This window comes from Mesorhizobium sp. M0306 (assembly GCF_040321655.1).
Classification (GTDB): Bacteria; Pseudomonadota; Alphaproteobacteria; order Rhizobiales; family Rhizobiaceae; genus Mesorhizobium.
Window position 1 is genome coordinate 122,872 of sequence record NZ_JAMYRY010000010.1, and the last position, 14,483, is coordinate 137,354.

A 14,483-nucleotide genomic window follows, 5' to 3' on the forward strand; every position below is an offset into this window, starting at 1 on the left:
CCATGACCACGTCCAGGATAAGCCTCTCCGATATCCGCGCCGCGCGCGAGCGCATCGCAGGCAAGGTCGAGCGCACGCCGACCGTCACGTCCCGGAGTCTTTCCCAGCACTTGGACGCTCCTGTTTATCTCAAGCTCGAACATCGGCAGACCACCGGCGCCTTCAAGTTGCGTGGTGCCTCGAACGCTATCGCCTCGCTGACAAAAGGGGAGCGCGCGCGTGGCGTCGTCGCTGCCTCGACCGGCAACCACGGCCGGGCGCTTGCCTATGCTGCTCGACTGCAAGGCATCCACGCGACGATCTGCATGTCGCGGCTGGTGCCGGAGAACAAGCTCGAGGAGATCCGTCGGCTCGGCGCCGAGATCCGCATCGTCGGCAACAGCCAGGACGATGCGCAGCGGGAGGTCGAACGGCTGGTCGCGGAAGAGGGGCTGATTATGCTGCCGCCTTTCGACCACCCCGCCATCGTCGCGGGACAAGGCACGCTTGGGCTGGAGATCATCGAGCAGGTTCCGGATGCCGCCTTGGTGTTGGTGCCGCTTTCCGGCGGCGGGCTGGCGGCTGGCGTCGCAGCTGCCGTCAAGGGCGTCAGCCCGGCGACGAAGGTCGTCGGCGTTTCGATGGCGCGCGGTGCGGCGATGAAGGCGAGCCTCGACGCCGGGCATCCGGTGTTGGTTGAGGAACTGCCGACGCTGGCCGATTCCCTCGGCGGCGGCATAGGCCTCGACAACCGGCTGACCTTTTCCATGTGCCGCGACCTGCTCGACGATGTGATCCTGCTCAGCGAGGACGAGATCGCCACCGGCATCCGCCATGCCTATGAACAGGAGCGCGAGATCGTCGAAGGCGCCGGCGCGGTCGGCATCGCAGCCGTGCTTGCCGGCAAGGTCAGGGCGAGCGGCCCGACGGTGCTCGTGCTGTCCGGCCGCAACATCGATATGACACTGCACCGCAAGATCATCTGCGGCGAAGCCATTGCGGAGAGCGCAGCATGAGCCGTATGACGATCCTAACCGAAGCCGAATTGCGCAAGATCGTGAAGCTCGATAGCGACGCCGTCGCCTGCGTCGAGAACGCGTTTCGGGCGCTCGCTACCTTGCCGGTGGCGATGCCGCCAATCCTGCGGCTCGATATCCCAGAGCATCGCGGCGAGGTCGACGTCAAGACCGCCTATGTGCCGGGTATCGACGGTTTTGCGATCAAGATCAGTCCCGGCTTTTTCGACAATCCGAAACTCGGCCTGCCAAGTGTCAACGGCATGATGGTGCTGCTGTCTTCGAAAACCGGGCTGGTCGAGGCGCTGCTGCTCGACAATGGCTATCTCACCGACATCCGCACGGCCGCCGCCGGCGCGGTCGCCGCCAAACATCTGTCGCGGGCGGACTCCTCCGTTGCCGCGATCTTCGGCGCCGGTGTTCAGGCCGGACTGCAGCTCGAGGCGCTGATGCTGGTGCGGCCGATCACCGAGGCTCGCATCTGGGCAAGGGATGCCGCCAAGGCCGAAGCCGCGGCGGACGCATTGTCCGAAAGACTGGGCATCGCCGTTCACGCCGAGCCCGATGCGGCAAAGGCTGCGGCCGATGCCGACATCATCGTCACCACGACGCCGTCGACCGAGCCGCTGATCAAGGCCGGCTTCGTCTCCGCCGGCCAGCACATCACCGCGATGGGCTCGGATGCCGAGCACAAGAACGAGATCGCGCCGGCGATCCTGCGCATGGCCGATCTCTACGTCGCCGATAGCGCCAAGCAGACGCGGCGGCTGGGCGAACTGCACCATGCCATCGCGGCGGGCGTGATGGCGGCCGATGCCGAGATCACCGAGCTTGGCCACATCATCGCCGGCGAAAGGCATGGCCGGCGTTCGGACAGCGACATCACCATTGCCGATCTGACGGGCACCGGCGTGCAGGACACGGCAATCGCCACGCTCGCCCGCGACCGTGCGCGTGCGGCCAAGAGCGGTACGATTTTCGAAAGCTGATACCGGCCGCAAGGCCCAACAAAACGAGGACCAAGAACAATGCAGCCCAATTTGAAATTCTCGCGCGGCGAATATGCGGAGCGCCTCGCCAAGACGCGGAAGGCGATGGAGGCCAAGGGCGTCGATCTATTGATCGTCAGCGATCCGTCCAACATGGCCTGGCTGACCGGCTATGACGGCTGGTCGTTCTATGTGCACCAGGCCGTCATCGTGCCGCCGTCGGGCGAGCCGGTGTGGTACGGCCGCGGCCAGGACGCCAACGGCGCCAAGCGCACCGCCTATCTCGCGCATGACAACATCGTCGGCTATGCCGACCATTATGTGCAGTCGACCGAGCGCCATCCGATGGATTTTCTGTCCAGCGTGCTCTCCGATCGCGGCTGGGGGAAGCTCAGCATCGGCGTCGAGATGGACAATTACTGGTTTTCGGCCGCTGCATTCGCATCGCTGCAGAAGCATCTGCCCAATGCCCGCTTCGTCGATGCTACGGCACTGGTCAACTGGCAGCGCGCGGTGAAGAGCCCGACCGAAATCGATTACATGCGCAAAGCCGCCCGCATCGTCGAAGCGATGCACCAGCGCATCGTCGACAAGATCGAAGTCGGCATGCGCAAATGCGACCTGGTCGCCGAGATCTACGATGCCGGCACGCGCGGCGTCGACGGCATCGGCGGCGACTATCCGGCGATCGTGCCGCTGCTGCCGTCGGGCGCCGACGCGTCGGCGCCGCATCTGACCTGGGACGACCGGCCGATGAAATCGGGCGAGGGCACCTTCTTCGAGATTGCCGGCTGCTACAACCGCTATCACTGCCCGCTGTCGCGCACCGTCTTCCTCGGCAAACCGACGCAGGAATTCCTCGATGCCGAAAAGGCGACTCTGGAAGGCATGGAGGCCGGGCTTGCCGCCGCCAAACCCGGCAACACATGCGAGGACATCGCCAACGCCTTCTTCGCGGTGCTGAAGAGATACGGCATCGTCAAGGACAACCGCACCGGCTACCCGATCGGGCTTTCATATCCGCCGGACTGGGGCGAGCGCACGATGAGCCTGCGTCCAGGCGACCGCACCGAACTCAAGCCCGGTATGACCTTCCATTTCATGACCGGCCTGTGGCTGGAGACGATGGGGCTCGAGATCACCGAATCCATTTTGATCACCGAGACAGGCGTCGAGTGCCTGGCCAATGTGCCGCGCAAGCTGGTGGTGAAGAATTGAGCCCGATGTCCAGTCTTCGCCCATCGTCGATCATGCCGACCGTCGATTTCGAGCGCGACGGCGTGCAGGACGGTTTCCTGCGCCTGCCTTACAGCCGCGACGATTCCGCCTGGGGATCGGTGATGATCCCGATCTGCGTCATCCGCAACGGCAAGGGGCCGAGCGCGTTGCTCACCGGCGGCAATCATGGCGACGAGTATGAGGGGCCGCTGGCGCTCTACGATCTCGCCCGTACGCTCGACCCGAAGCAAGTCAGCGGCACGGTCATCATCGTGCCGGCGATGAACTATCCGGCGTTCCGCGCCGGCACGCGCACCTCTCCCATCGACAAGGGCAATCTCAACCGCAGCTTTCCCGGCCGGCCCGACGGCACGGTGACCGAGAAGATCGCCGATTATTTCCAGCGCGAACTTCTGCCACGCACCGACATCGCGCTCGATTTCCATTCCGGCGGCAAGACGCTCGACTTCGTGCCGTTCTGCGCCGCCCATATCCGGCCCGACAAGGTGCTGGAAGCGAAGGGGTTCGCTGCGGTCGAAGCGTTCTCGGCGCCCTGGTCGATGAAGATGCTGGAGATCGACGCGGTCGGCATGTTCGACACTGCCGCCGAAGAGATGGGCAAGCTGTTCATCACAACCGAGCTCGGCGGCGGCGGGACTTCGCGCGCGGAGACGGTGAGGATCGCGCGTCGCGGCGTGTTCAATGTGCTGCGCCATGCCGGCATCGTCGCCGGCGCGGTCGAGATGCAGCCGACCCGCTGGCTCGACATGCCGTCGGGCGATTGCTTCTCGTTCGCCGAGGACGACGGGATGATCGAAACGATGATCGATCTCGGCGAGCCGGTGGCAGAAAACCAGGTGCTGGCACGCATCCATTCCATAGGCCGCACCGGCGGCGCTCCGCAGGAGATCAGGGCCAAAATGTCCGGTCTGTTGGCGGCGCGGCATTTTCCGGGGCTGGTCAAGGCCGGTGACTGTGCCGCCGTGGTGGCCATGCTGGTCGATTGAGGGTTAGGAGGCCGATGTAGGAAACGGCTCCGCCTTGCCTTTGGGACGATCGCCGATGGCGAAGACGGCGCTCGCCTCGCTGACGATCGAGACATGGTCCTTGGCGGCTGTTCCGGCCGCCGCACTGTCGCCGCGCATGATTGCCGTGACGATGGCGTCATGCTCCTGCCAGGACTGGGCCAGCCGGCCGGGCAGCATGAATTGCGCGCGCCGGAACGGCGCCAGGCGGCCACGGGTCATGACGGTCAGTTCATAAATGTGCTTGCTGTGGGCGCCGCGATAGAGCCGGGTGTGGAACTCGGTGTTGAAAAGCTCATACTCTTCTTCGGCACCGAGTTGGACAAAGCGCGCCGAGGCCTGATGCTCGGCCTCCAGCGTGCGGCGCTCGCCGGCGGTCATGCGCTCGGCCGAGAACCGCGCGCAGATCGCTTCAAGCTCGGCCATGCTTTCGAACATCGAGGCGAGGTGCTCCTGCGTCACCACGGCGACGGTGGCGCCGCGGTTGGGCCGTCTTTCGACCAGTCCCATGGCGCTGAGCCGGCTGAGCGCTTCCCTGATCGGCGTGCGTGAGACGTCGAAGCGGGCGGCGAGCGAGGCCTCGTCGAGCTTTTCGCCGGGACGCAGGAAGCCGGTGACGATCCGGTCGCTGATCGCCCTCACCATCTGATCGACGGTCGTGCCCGACCTGATCAAATTGCGCTTTCCAGACACGTCTCCTCCGTCCAGTCTTTTCGCTAGAGCCGTAAGCCACGCACCGGCTTCGATTCCTCCGCAGCTCTGTATGCCTATCTTTTAGCCTTCATGTCAAATTGACGATTTTGGAGGCAAAAAGTGTATGCAATTGCTCCGGCTTTGTGCAGCTCACATCGGCACACTCATTGATATTGCTGAATAAATCCAATTCCTGAAACTGGCACGCTGATTGCATACACTTCTTTCATTGAGGTGTTAACCGGCCCCAAAGGCCCCACAGAGGGAGCATTCAATGTCCGAGAGATTCATGCTTAGCCGCCGCGACCTGCTCAAGACCTCCGCCGCCGGAGCGGCGCTCGGCCTTGCGTCCGCATCGTTTCCGATCAGCAGGGCCTTCGCCGCGACGGCCACCGTCGGCTTCATCTATGTCGGGCCAAAGGACGATTACGGCTACAACCAGGCGCACGCCGAAGGCGCCGCCACGCTGAAGGGCATGGAAGGCATCTCCGTCGTCGAGGAGGAGAACGTGCCGGAGACGGTCGACGTCCAAAAGACGATGGAATCGATGATCAATCTCGACGGTGCGTCGCTGATCTTCCCGACCTCGTTCGGCTATTTCGATCCGCACATGCTGGCCATGTGCGCGAAATTCCCCGACGTGCAGTTCCGCCATTGCGGCGGCATGTGGAACAAGGACAAGCATCCGATGAATGCCGGTTCCTATTTCGGCTATATCGGCATGGGCCAGTATCTGAACGGCGTCGTCGCCGGCCACACCAGCAAGACCAAGAAGCTTGGCTTCGTCGCGGCAAAGCCGATCCCGCAGGTGTTGCTCAACATCAATTCCTTCCTGCTCGGCGCGCGCTCGGTAGACCCGACCATCACCTGCCAGGTGATCTTCACCGGCGAGTGGTCGCTGGCGGTCAAGGAGGCGGAGGCCACCAATGCGCTGGTCGACCAGGGTGCCGACGTCATCACCTGCCATGTCGACAGCCCCAAGGTGGTGGTCGAGACGGCGGCCGGGCGTGGCGCCTTCGTCTGCGGCTATCATGCCAACCAGAGCCCGCTGGCGCCGGAAAAATACCTGACCGGCGCGGAATGGAACTGGGCCAAGGTCTACAAGATGTTCGTCGACGATCTGGTGGCCGGCACGCCGCTGCCCAATTTCACGCGCGGCGGCCTGGCCGACGGCTTCGTCAAGATGAGCCCGCTCGGCCCCGCCGTCGGCGAGGCCGCCCGCAAGCAGTTCGACGGCACGCTGGCCGAAATGATGAAAGGCGGATTTTCGGTCATCAAGGGTCCGCTGAAGAGCAACAAGGGCGTCGTCGTCGCGACCGAGGGCCAGGCCTTCGTCGAGACCGCGCTCGAACTCGAAAGCATGGACTACCTGGTCGAGGGCGTCGTCGGTTCGACCGCCTGAACCGGATCGGAGACGGGGCCATGGCAGACACGGTCAGCACTGCGGGCGCACCGGCGCTGTTTGGCGCCAGGAATTATCCGGCGGCGCTCGAATGGGCGGCGCGGCGCGCGGAAGCCTTCGTCATACCGCTCGCGGCGCTGATCGTCGGCATGGCGCTGTTCAGCGTGTTCATCGCGCTGGTCGGCAAATCGCCGGTGCAACTCTACGAGACGATGTGGCGCGGCGGCTTCGGCTCGTGGTTCTCGATCCAGAACTCGCTGTCGCGGGCAGCACCGCTTTTACTGGCAGCGCTCTGCGTGGCGCTGCCGGCACGGCTCGGGCTCGTCGTGATCGGCGGCGAAGGCGCCATCGTGCTGGGCGGCGTTGCCGCCGCCGCCATCGGCGTCGCGGCGAATGGCGCGCCGGCTTTTCTGGTCATCCTGCTGATGGGCGCGGCGGGCGTGGTCGCCGGCGGCATCTGGATCGGTGCCGTCGGCGCACTCCGCCACTACCGCGCCGTCAACGAAACCATCTCCAGCCTGCTGATGGCCTATATCGCCATCGCGCTGATGAACCATCTTGTCGAAGGGCCGCTGCGCGATCCGGCCTCGCTCAACAAACCCTCGACCGAGCCGCTGGCGGATGCCTACCGAATCGGCAACATTCCCGGCATGGACGTGCACTGGGGCCTCGTCGTCGGTATTCTCGCCTGCGTCCTGTCCTGGCTGCTGATCGAAAAGACGCGTTGGGGGTTTGCCGCCCGCATCGCCGGCGGCAATGTCAGGGCGGCCCAGGTGCAAGGGCTTGCCGTCGGGCCGCTGATCGTCGGCTTCACCGGGCTGGCCGGCGGCTTTGCCGGGCTGGCCGGCATGCTGGAGGTCGGCGCCGTGCAAGGCAGCGCTAACGCCTCGCTCGCCGCCGGTTACGGCTATACCGGCATCCTCGTCGCCTTCCTCGCCCGCCACAATCCGCTCGCCATCATCCCGGTCGCTTTCCTGCTCGGCGGCATCGGCGCTTCGGGCGGGCTGATCCAGCGCCGCATGGATCTGCCCGACGCCACAGTGCTGGTGCTGCAAGGCATGCTCTTCGTGGTCATCCTGTTCAGCGAAACCTTTTACGGCCGCTTCAAGGTCTTCAATCCCGATCTGTGGAAGAGGGGCTCCTGATGGACGCGACCGAGATCGGCCTGTGGGGCGTGCCGCTCGCCATTCTCGGCGGCGCCATCCGCGTTTCGACGCCGTTCATCTTCGTCTCGCTCGGCGAAGCCATTACCGAACGTTCCGGCCGCATCAATCTCGGCCTCGAAGGCACGCTGGTCTTCGGCGCAATGACCGCCTATGCCGTCGCTGTGATGACCGGCTCGCCATGGCTCGGCCTGCTGGCCGCCGCCGGTGCCGGTCTTTGCTTCGGCCTGTTCCATGGCTGGATCTGCAAATTCCATGGCGTTAACGACATCGCCATCGGTATCGCGCTGATGCTGTTCGGCTCGGGTCTCGCCTTCTTCTTCGGCAAGCCGTTCATCCAGCCCTCGGCGCCAGACCTGCCGGCCATCGCCTTCGGTGGCTGGTCGAACATTCCGCAGGTGCAGGCAGCGCTCAACGTCAATGTGCTGTTCCTCATCGGGGCGGCACTTGCCGTGTTCCTGTGGTGGGCTTTCCGCAACACCCGCGCCGGGCTGATCGTGCGCGTCGTCGGCGACAGCTCCGATGCGGCGCGCGCCATGGGCCTCAATCCGAACACCGTGCGCCTGCTTGCGACGGGCGTCGGCGGTGCGCTCGCCGGCATCGGCGGCGCCTATCTGTCGCTCTATTATCCCGGCAGCTGGACCGAACGCATCTCATCGGGGCAGGGGCTCATGGCGGTGGCGCTGGTCATCTTCGCGCGCTGGAACCCGCTCGGCTGCTTTGCCGCGGCTCTGTTGTTCGGCGGTGCCGGCGCGCTAGGCCCGGCACTGCAATCGGTCGGGGTGACGCAGGGCTACTATCTCTTTTACGCCGCACCTTACATCCTCACGCTCATCATCATGATCGCCACCTCGTCCCCGAGCCGCTCGCTTGCCGGCGCGCCGGGCGAATTGTCGATTACCAAATGACTGGAGTTTTCCCGATGAACGCCAGAGCCGAGATCACCCAGCGCTACATCGATGCCGATCCCTATCCATGGCCCTATAATGGCGAGCTACGGCCCGACAATACGGCGCTGATCATCATCGACATGCAGACCGATTTCTGCGGGCCGGGCGGCTATGTCGATCATATGGGCTACGATCTTTCGCTGGTGCGGGCGCCGATCGGGCCGATCAAGTCGGTGCTCGCAGCCATGCGTGCCAAGGGCTACACCATCATCCACACGCGCGAGGGCCACCGGCCCGATCTCGCCGACCTGCCGGCCAACAAGCGCTGGCGCTCGCGCCGCATCAATGCCGGCATCGGCGACCCCGGACCTTGCGGTCGCATCCTGGTGCGCGGCGAACCCGGCTGGGACATCATCCCCGACCTCTATCCGGCGGCGGGCGAACCGATCATCGACAAGCCGGGCAAGGGCTCGTTCTGCGCCACCGACCTGGAACTGATCCTGCGCCAGCGCGGCATCGAAAACATCGTGCTGACCGGCATCACCACCGATGTCTGCGTCCACACGACGATGCGCGAGGCCAATGATCGCGGCTTCGAATGCGTCATGCTGGAGGATTGCTGCGGCGCAACCGACTACGGCAACCAACTTGCCGCAATCAAGATGATCAAGATGCAGGGCGGGGTGTTCGGCGCGGTGTCGAGCTCGGCGTCCTTCGTCGCGCAACTGCCGTGAGGACATGATCTTGAGCGGGAGCATCGGCAAGAAGGCCGTCGGCGTCGAGACCATCGGCATGACCATGCGCTTCGGCGCCTTCACCGCGCTGGACGACGTCTCGATCAAGGTGCCGGCGGGATCGTTCCATGCGCTGCTCGGCGAAAACGGTGCCGGCAAGTCGACGCTGGTCAAATGCATGATGGGTTTTTACCACCCGACTTCCGGCGACATGCTGGTCGACGGCCGCGAGGTCGCGATCGCCAGTCCGAAGGACGCCTCGGCGCTCGGGCTCGGCATGGTCTACCAGCATTTCACGCTCGTCCCGTCGCTGACCGGTGCGGAGAACCTGGTCATTTCGCGCGAGAAGGTGCCTGGCGTCATCGACTGGCGCAAGGAGCGCGCCGCGCTTGCGCAATTCATGCAGCGTATGCCGTTCAAGCTGCCGCTCGACGTCAAGGTGGCGGAACTTGCGGCCGGCGAGAAGCAGAAGCTCGAAATCATCAAGCAGCTCTATCTCGGCCGCAGTTTCCTGGTGCTCGACGAGCCGACTTCGGTGCTCACTCCCGGCGAGGCACAGGAAGTGCTTGGGCTGGCGCGCGACATGACCAGGACAAGCGACCTCACCGTGCTGATGATCTCGCATAAATTCCACGAGGTGACGGCGTTTGCCGACGACATCACTGTGCTGCGCAAGGGCAGGCTGACCGGAACCGGCAAAGTCTCGGAGCTTTCGCACAAGCAGATGGCGGCGATGATGATCGGTGACCAGCCGATTGCAGCACTCGACAGCCGCGCTCCGGTGCCGGCCGGCGCCAGGCAGGTGCTGACGGTAAAGTCGCTGAAGGCGCCCGACCGCACCGGCTTGAAAACCATCGACATCGGCGAGCTCGATGTGAAATCCGGTGAGATCGTCGGCGTCGCCGGCATCTCCGGCAACGGCCAGAAGGAATTTCTCGAAGTCCTTGCCGGACAGCGGGCGCGCAATGGCGGCGACGTTCTGGTGAAAGGCTCGCCGTATGGCGCCAGCCGCAGCGAGGCACGCACGCTCAATGTCCGCTTCATTCCGGAGGAGCCGTTGCGCAATGCCTGCGCACCGAAGATGACGGTGGCGGAAAACATGGCCTTCCGCACCTTCGATCTCAATGAGGCCGGCAAGCCGGTCAACTGGATCAGCATGAGTGCGATCAGGGACTACGCGGCCCGCCTGGTCGAACAGTTCAAGGTCAAGACGGCATCTCTCGCTTCGCCGATTTCGTCACTCTCGGGCGGCAATGTGCAGCGCGCGGTGCTGGCGCGGGAACTGACCGGCGAGGTCGATCTTCTCATCGTGTCGAATCCCTGCTTCGGCCTCGACTTCTCCGCCGTCGCCGAAATACGCGCCCGCATCATGAAGGCGCGGAATGCCGGCGCCGCGGTGCTCCTTATGTCGGAAGACCTCGACGAGCTGCTTGAGCTTTCGGACCGCATCTTCGTCATGTCGGACGGCGCGCTGGTCTATGAGACGCCGATCGCGCAGGCGAGCGTGCAGACGATCGGCGAGCACATGGCGGGACATCACTGATGGCGGAGATCGAGGCGCTGCCGTTTCCGTTCGCTTTCAAGCCTGAGGCGATGGCGCTGGTCGTCATCGACATGCAGCGCGATTTCGCTGAACCCGGCGGCTTCGGCGCCAGCCTCGGCAATGACGTCAGCCGGGTAGTGGCGATTGTGCCGACGGTGAAAAGGCTGATCGAGGGATTTCGCACCGCCGGCCTGCCGGTGATCCACACGATGGAGTGCCACAAAGCAGACCTTTCGGATCTGCCGCCGGCCAAGCGCAACCGCGGCAATCCGTCAATCCGGATCGGCGATGTCGGGCCGATGGGTCGCGTGCTGATCGTCGGCGAGGCGGGAACGGCGATCCTCGATGAACTTGCCCCTTTGCCCGGCGAGATCGTCATCGAAAAGCCGGGCAAGGGCGCGTTCTATGCCACCAGCTTCGGCGACGACCTGAAGCGGCTCGGCGCACAGCAACTGGTCTTTGCGGGAGTGACGACGGAGGTCTGCGTGCAGACGACGATGCGCGAGGCCAACGACCGCGGTTATGAATGCCTGCTCGCCGAGGATGCGACGGAGAGCTATTTTCCGGAGTTCAAGGCGGCCGCGCTGGCGATGATCAGGGCGCAGGGCGCCATCGTTGGCTGGACGGCAACGACCGATCAGGTGCTCGAGGGGATTGCCAATGCCTAACCTTCCCTTTGCCGGCCTCCTCAATGGTGGCTGGCGCGATCTGCCGTTCGAGCATTTCCGCGATGGCATTACGGCGCACTGGCTGCTCAAGGGCGGACCGACAGAACCGTCGGTCGCGATCCTGAACTACCGGCCGGGCGCCAGCGTGCCGCGTCACCGCCACGCCGGGCTGGAAACGATCATCGTGCTGGAAGGCACGCAGAGCGACGAGAACGGCGATTATGCCGCGGGCAGCGTGATCCTGAACCCGGTCGGAACCGAGCATTCGGTGTGGACAAAAGACGGCTGCGTCGTGCTCATCCAGTGGAACCTGCCGGTAGTCATTCTGGGCGAGGCCGAATGAGCGACATCCGCTTCGATATAGCGAGCTTGCACGCTGCCTATCAGGCCGGCGTCAGCATCGGCGAGATGATCGACGCGGTCCATGCGCGGCTTGCGGCGGCCGATGACCCGGGCATCTTCATCCATCTGGCGAGCAGAGCGGATATGCTTGCCGAGGCAGAAAAGCTCGGCCCGTTCGATCCGGTGGCAAAGCCACTGTGGGGCATGCCATTCGCGGTCAAGGACAACATCGATGTTGCCGGCATGCCGACCACGGCCGGCTGCGCCGAATATGCCTACTTGCCGGCGAAAGACGCCACCGTCGTCGCGCGGCTCAAGGCCGCCGGCGCACTGGTCGTCGGCAAGACCAATCTCGACCAGTTCGCCACCGGCCTGGTCGGCGTGCGCACGCCCTATCCAATTCCGAGGAATGCGATCGACCCGAAACTGGTGCCTGGCGGCTCATCGTGCGGCTCGGCCGTGGCGACGGCGCGTGGCATCGTCTCGTTCGCGCTCGGCACCGACACCGCCGGTTCGGGGCGCATTCCCGCCGGCCTCAACAACATCGTCGGGCTCAAGCCAAGCGTCGGCGCGCTATCAGCCGCCGGCGTCGTGCCGGCCTGCCGGACACTCGACTGCGTCTCGGTCTTCGCGCTCACCGTCGACGACGCCTACAGCGTGTTCGAGGTCGCGGCGGCAAGGGACGACGCCGATCCCTATTCGCGCGATCTCGGCGTCCAGGCCTTTGCCGCGCGCCCGCCGGTGCTGACGGTTGGCGTTCCGGCGAGGGCCGACTGGACCTTCTTCGGCGATCAGGCGATGCAGGCGGGTTTCGAGGCCGCTCTTGCCTCGCTGGAGACGCTGGGCTGCAGGCTGGTCGAAATCCCCTTCGGCGATTTCTACGCCACGGCCAATCTGCTTTACGAAGGCGCCTGGGTAGCCGAGCGTTACGCCGCGATCAGGGACTTCATGGATGCCAACGAGGCCGCCATGCATCCGGTGACGCGGCAGATCATCGGCGGTGCGCGAAAACTTTCCGCAGCGGACGCTTTTAAGGGGCTCTATGCCTTGCAAGGCTATAAGGCCAAGCTTGCGCCGGTCATCGCCTCGGTCGATCTTTTCTGTGTGCCGACCGCGCCGACGCATTACACGGTCGAAGCGGTGTTGGCTGACCCCATCGTCACCAACAGCCGGCTTGGCACCTACACCAACTTCGTCAATCTGCTCGACATGTGCGGCATAGCCGTGCCGGCCGGAATTCGTAGCGACGGTTTGCCGATGAGCGTCACCTTGCTTGCGGCGGCGGGCAAGGACCACCTGACGGCGTCGCTTGCCCGCGACATCCATGCGGCAAGCCGCCTTTCTCTGGGCGCTACAGGCTGGCCGCTGCCGCCGCGTGGCGATGTTCGTGTGGACGTGGATGAAGGCACGATCGAGCTGGCCGTGGTCGGCGCCCATCTATCGGGGATGGCGCTGAACGGCCAGTTGCAGCAGCTCGACGCGATTTTCGCCCGGGCTGCGAGAACGGCGCCGCTCTACCGGCTTTACGCGCTCGCCGGCCAGTCGGTGTCGCGACCGGGGCTCGAACGGAGCTGCAATGGCAAGGGGGCAGCGATCGAGGTCGAAGTCTGGCGGCTCTCGCCACAAGCGTTCGGCCGCTTTGTTGCCGCGATCCCGCCGCCGCTCGGCATCGGGACGCTTCTGCTTGATGACGGAACGTCGCCGAAAGGCTTCCTCGTCGAAAGTGCCGGCCTTACCAATGCAGAGGAGATTTCGCATTTCGGCGGCTGGCGCAATTTCATAGCGGCTCAGCAGCTGCGGAGCTGACGCTATCACTCGACCTTTTGCCGGAACTTCGAATGGCAGCTCGAGCAATCCTGCAAGATGAGATGCAGGAGGTGCTCCGCCGGCAATTTGGCAGGATCGGCTTCCGCCAGCCCCGGCCGCTTGCCAAGCAGGCTGCCACCGCCCATTGCCAGGCCGGGACCCATTCTCATGTCGTTGGTGATACGGGGTGGCGCCCGCTCGGCGTCAGCGACCAGAGCGCTGGCCAGCGTCCCGATATGATTGGCCAGTGCTTCGAACTCCGCGCGGGCGGGGTCGATATCCGGCTTGGCGCCTGAAGGCGCACCCAACGTCGCGCTGGGGAATTCGGCAATCAGGGCAGGGCCGGTGCGGGCGCGGATGGTCTCGGCCGCCGCCTTGAAGGCCGCGGCGTCGTACGCCCGCTTGCCGTCGAACATCCCGGCGATCGTCTTTGCCGCCACGGCCATGTCCTTCATCGAGGCCTGGCGCGCCTGGATGACCGCATCACGGCTCGAATGGGCGGCAGCGAGCACGACAGAGACGCAGGCAAGCGACAGCACCGTTACAGCGGCTGCGAGCCTCACTGGGCCACGCCTTGTCCTGCCAACTCGTCGATGATCGGGCAATCCGGCCGCTCGTCGCCGTGGCAGTGACTGACCAGATGGTGAAGCAAGCCGCGCAATCCGACCAGTTCGGCGATCTTCCTGTCGATCTCCACCAGTTTGGCTTTCGCGATCGCCTTCACGTCGGCGCTGTCACGTTCCCTATCTTGGTACAGCGAGAGCAACTGGCGGCATTCGTCGACCGAAAACCCCAGGCTTCGCGAGCGCTGCAGGAAGCGCAGCCGGTGAATATCGGCCGTCGAGTAATCGCGATAGCCATTGTCTGTCCGGGCCGGGTGCAAGAGCCCGATATCCTCATAGTAGCGGATCGTCTTGGCCGGCAGGCCGGATTTCTCGGATGCGACGCCGATGTTCATGGCGGAAATCTCCTTTGTCGGATGATATAGACCTTCCAGTAGATGGAAGGTCAACAT

General features: G+C 64.6%; 15 protein-coding genes. 12 read left to right on the forward strand and 3 right to left on the reverse strand.

Annotation, left to right across the window (positions count from 1 at the left end; genetic code table 11):
* The first annotated feature begins 2 nt into the window (after positions 1-2).
* From eutB to doeB, 4 genes are read left to right on the forward strand one after another with little or no spacing between them, the layout of a single operon-like run.
* Positions 3-995, forward strand: coding sequence for a hydroxyectoine utilization dehydratase EutB (eutB, locus tag NKI95_RS16720; RefSeq protein ID WP_352718118.1), 993 nt, complete (start codon positions 3-5; stop codon positions 993-995).
* Entirely contained in the window at positions 992-1,984 is a 993-nt protein-coding gene (locus tag NKI95_RS16725) for a cyclodeaminase (RefSeq protein ID WP_352718120.1), read from the forward strand. The genes eutB and NKI95_RS16725 overlap by 4 nt, the downstream gene beginning before the upstream one ends.
* Positions 1,985-2,023: 39 nt before the next feature.
* Entirely contained in the window at positions 2,024-3,202 is a 1,179-nt protein-coding gene (doeA, locus tag NKI95_RS16730) for an ectoine hydrolase DoeA (protein ID WP_352718122.1), read from the forward strand.
* Positions 3,203-3,207: 5 nt separating this feature from the next.
* Complete coding sequence (gene doeB / locus NKI95_RS16735; RefSeq protein ID WP_352718124.1) at positions 3,208-4,209, forward strand: N(2)-acetyl-L-2,4-diaminobutanoate deacetylase DoeB; 1,002 nt, start codon at positions 3,208-3,210, stop codon at positions 4,207-4,209.
* A 3-nt stretch (positions 4,210-4,212) separates the two neighbouring features.
* Here doeB and NKI95_RS16740 read toward each other — a convergent pair whose 3' ends face one another.
* The gene (locus NKI95_RS16740) at positions 4,213-4,872 is read right to left on the reverse strand and encodes a GntR family transcriptional regulator (protein ID WP_352718283.1); all 660 of its coding nucleotides are present in this window, start codon (positions 4,870-4,872) and stop codon (positions 4,213-4,215) included.
* A 322-nt stretch (positions 4,873-5,194) separates the two neighbouring features.
* Between NKI95_RS16740 and NKI95_RS16745 the strand changes: the two genes are divergently transcribed.
* The 8 genes from NKI95_RS16745 to atzF are packed head-to-tail and all read left to right on the forward strand — an operon-like array spanning position 5,195 to position 13,468.
* Positions 5,195-6,322: a BMP family ABC transporter substrate-binding protein gene (locus tag NKI95_RS16745; protein WP_352718126.1), complete on the forward strand. Its 1,128-nt coding sequence runs from the start codon at positions 5,195-5,197 to the stop codon at positions 6,320-6,322.
* A 20-nt stretch (positions 6,323-6,342) separates the two neighbouring features.
* Positions 6,343-7,467, forward strand: a complete 1,125-nt coding sequence (locus NKI95_RS16750) for an ABC transporter permease (RefSeq protein WP_352718128.1) — start codon at positions 6,343-6,345, stop codon at positions 7,465-7,467.
* Complete coding sequence (locus NKI95_RS16755; protein WP_352718130.1) at positions 7,467-8,393, forward strand: ABC transporter permease; 927 nt, start codon at positions 7,467-7,469, stop codon at positions 8,391-8,393. Before NKI95_RS16750 ends, NKI95_RS16755 begins: the two co-directional genes overlap by 1 nt.
* Before the next feature lie 14 nt (positions 8,394-8,407).
* Positions 8,408-9,109, forward strand: a complete 702-nt coding sequence (gene biuH, locus NKI95_RS16760; RefSeq protein ID WP_352718132.1) for a biuret amidohydrolase — start codon at positions 8,408-8,410, stop codon at positions 9,107-9,109.
* A 4-nt stretch (positions 9,110-9,113) separates the two neighbouring features.
* The gene (locus NKI95_RS16765; protein WP_352718134.1) at positions 9,114-10,652 is read left to right on the forward strand and encodes an ABC transporter ATP-binding protein; all 1,539 of its coding nucleotides are present in this window, start codon (positions 9,114-9,116) and stop codon (positions 10,650-10,652) included.
* Positions 10,652-11,320 (forward strand): cysteine hydrolase family protein, encoded by a 669-nt coding sequence (locus NKI95_RS16770; protein ID WP_352718136.1) that lies wholly within the window; start codon positions 10,652-10,654, stop codon positions 11,318-11,320. Before NKI95_RS16765 ends, NKI95_RS16770 begins: the two co-directional genes overlap by 1 nt.
* On the forward strand, positions 11,313-11,663 hold the full coding sequence (locus NKI95_RS16775) for a cupin domain-containing protein (protein ID WP_352718138.1): 351 nt from the start codon (positions 11,313-11,315) through the stop codon (positions 11,661-11,663). Before NKI95_RS16770 ends, NKI95_RS16775 begins: the two co-directional genes overlap by 8 nt.
* On the forward strand, positions 11,660-13,468 hold the full coding sequence (gene atzF, locus NKI95_RS16780) for an allophanate hydrolase (RefSeq protein ID WP_352718140.1): 1,809 nt from the start codon (positions 11,660-11,662) through the stop codon (positions 13,466-13,468). The genes NKI95_RS16775 and atzF overlap by 4 nt, the downstream gene beginning before the upstream one ends.
* Positions 13,469-13,473: 5 nt before the next feature.
* Here atzF and NKI95_RS16785 read toward each other — a convergent pair whose 3' ends face one another.
* Both NKI95_RS16785 and cueR read right to left on the reverse strand, forming a co-directional pair.
* Positions 13,474-14,031, reverse strand: coding sequence for a cytochrome c (locus NKI95_RS16785; protein WP_352718142.1), 558 nt, complete (start codon positions 14,029-14,031; stop codon positions 13,474-13,476).
* Positions 14,028-14,426, reverse strand: a complete 399-nt coding sequence (gene cueR, locus NKI95_RS16790; protein WP_254819466.1) for a Cu(I)-responsive transcriptional regulator — start codon at positions 14,424-14,426, stop codon at positions 14,028-14,030. Before cueR ends, NKI95_RS16785 begins: the two co-directional genes overlap by 4 nt.
* Between the last annotated feature and the right edge of the window lie 57 nt (positions 14,427-14,483).

Coding starts and splice junctions, on each gene's coding strand:
- eutB (WP_352718118.1), top strand. CDS start 3: ATGACCACGTCCAGGATAAGCCTCTCCGATATCCGCGCCGCGCGCGAG.
- NKI95_RS16725 (WP_352718120.1), top strand. CDS start 992: ATGAGCCGTATGACGATCCTAACCGAAGCCGAATTGCGCAAGATCGTG.
- doeA (WP_352718122.1), top strand. CDS start 2,024: ATGCAGCCCAATTTGAAATTCTCGCGCGGCGAATATGCGGAGCGCCTC.
- doeB (WP_352718124.1), top strand. CDS start 3,208: ATGTCCAGTCTTCGCCCATCGTCGATCATGCCGACCGTCGATTTCGAG.
- NKI95_RS16740 (WP_352718283.1), bottom strand. CDS start 4,872: ATGGTGAGGGCGATCAGCGACCGGATCGTCACCGGCTTCCTGCGTCCC.
- NKI95_RS16745 (WP_352718126.1), top strand. CDS start 5,195: ATGTCCGAGAGATTCATGCTTAGCCGCCGCGACCTGCTCAAGACCTCC.
- NKI95_RS16750 (WP_352718128.1), top strand. CDS start 6,343: ATGGCAGACACGGTCAGCACTGCGGGCGCACCGGCGCTGTTTGGCGCC.
- NKI95_RS16755 (WP_352718130.1), top strand. CDS start 7,467: ATGGACGCGACCGAGATCGGCCTGTGGGGCGTGCCGCTCGCCATTCTC.
- biuH (WP_352718132.1), top strand. CDS start 8,408: ATGAACGCCAGAGCCGAGATCACCCAGCGCTACATCGATGCCGATCCC.
- NKI95_RS16765 (WP_352718134.1), top strand. CDS start 9,114: ATGATCTTGAGCGGGAGCATCGGCAAGAAGGCCGTCGGCGTCGAGACC.
- NKI95_RS16770 (WP_352718136.1), top strand. CDS start 10,652: ATGGCGGAGATCGAGGCGCTGCCGTTTCCGTTCGCTTTCAAGCCTGAG.
- NKI95_RS16775 (WP_352718138.1), top strand. CDS start 11,313: ATGCCTAACCTTCCCTTTGCCGGCCTCCTCAATGGTGGCTGGCGCGAT.
- atzF (WP_352718140.1), top strand. CDS start 11,660: ATGAGCGACATCCGCTTCGATATAGCGAGCTTGCACGCTGCCTATCAG.
- cueR (WP_254819466.1), bottom strand. CDS start 14,426: ATGAACATCGGCGTCGCATCCGAGAAATCCGGCCTGCCGGCCAAGACG.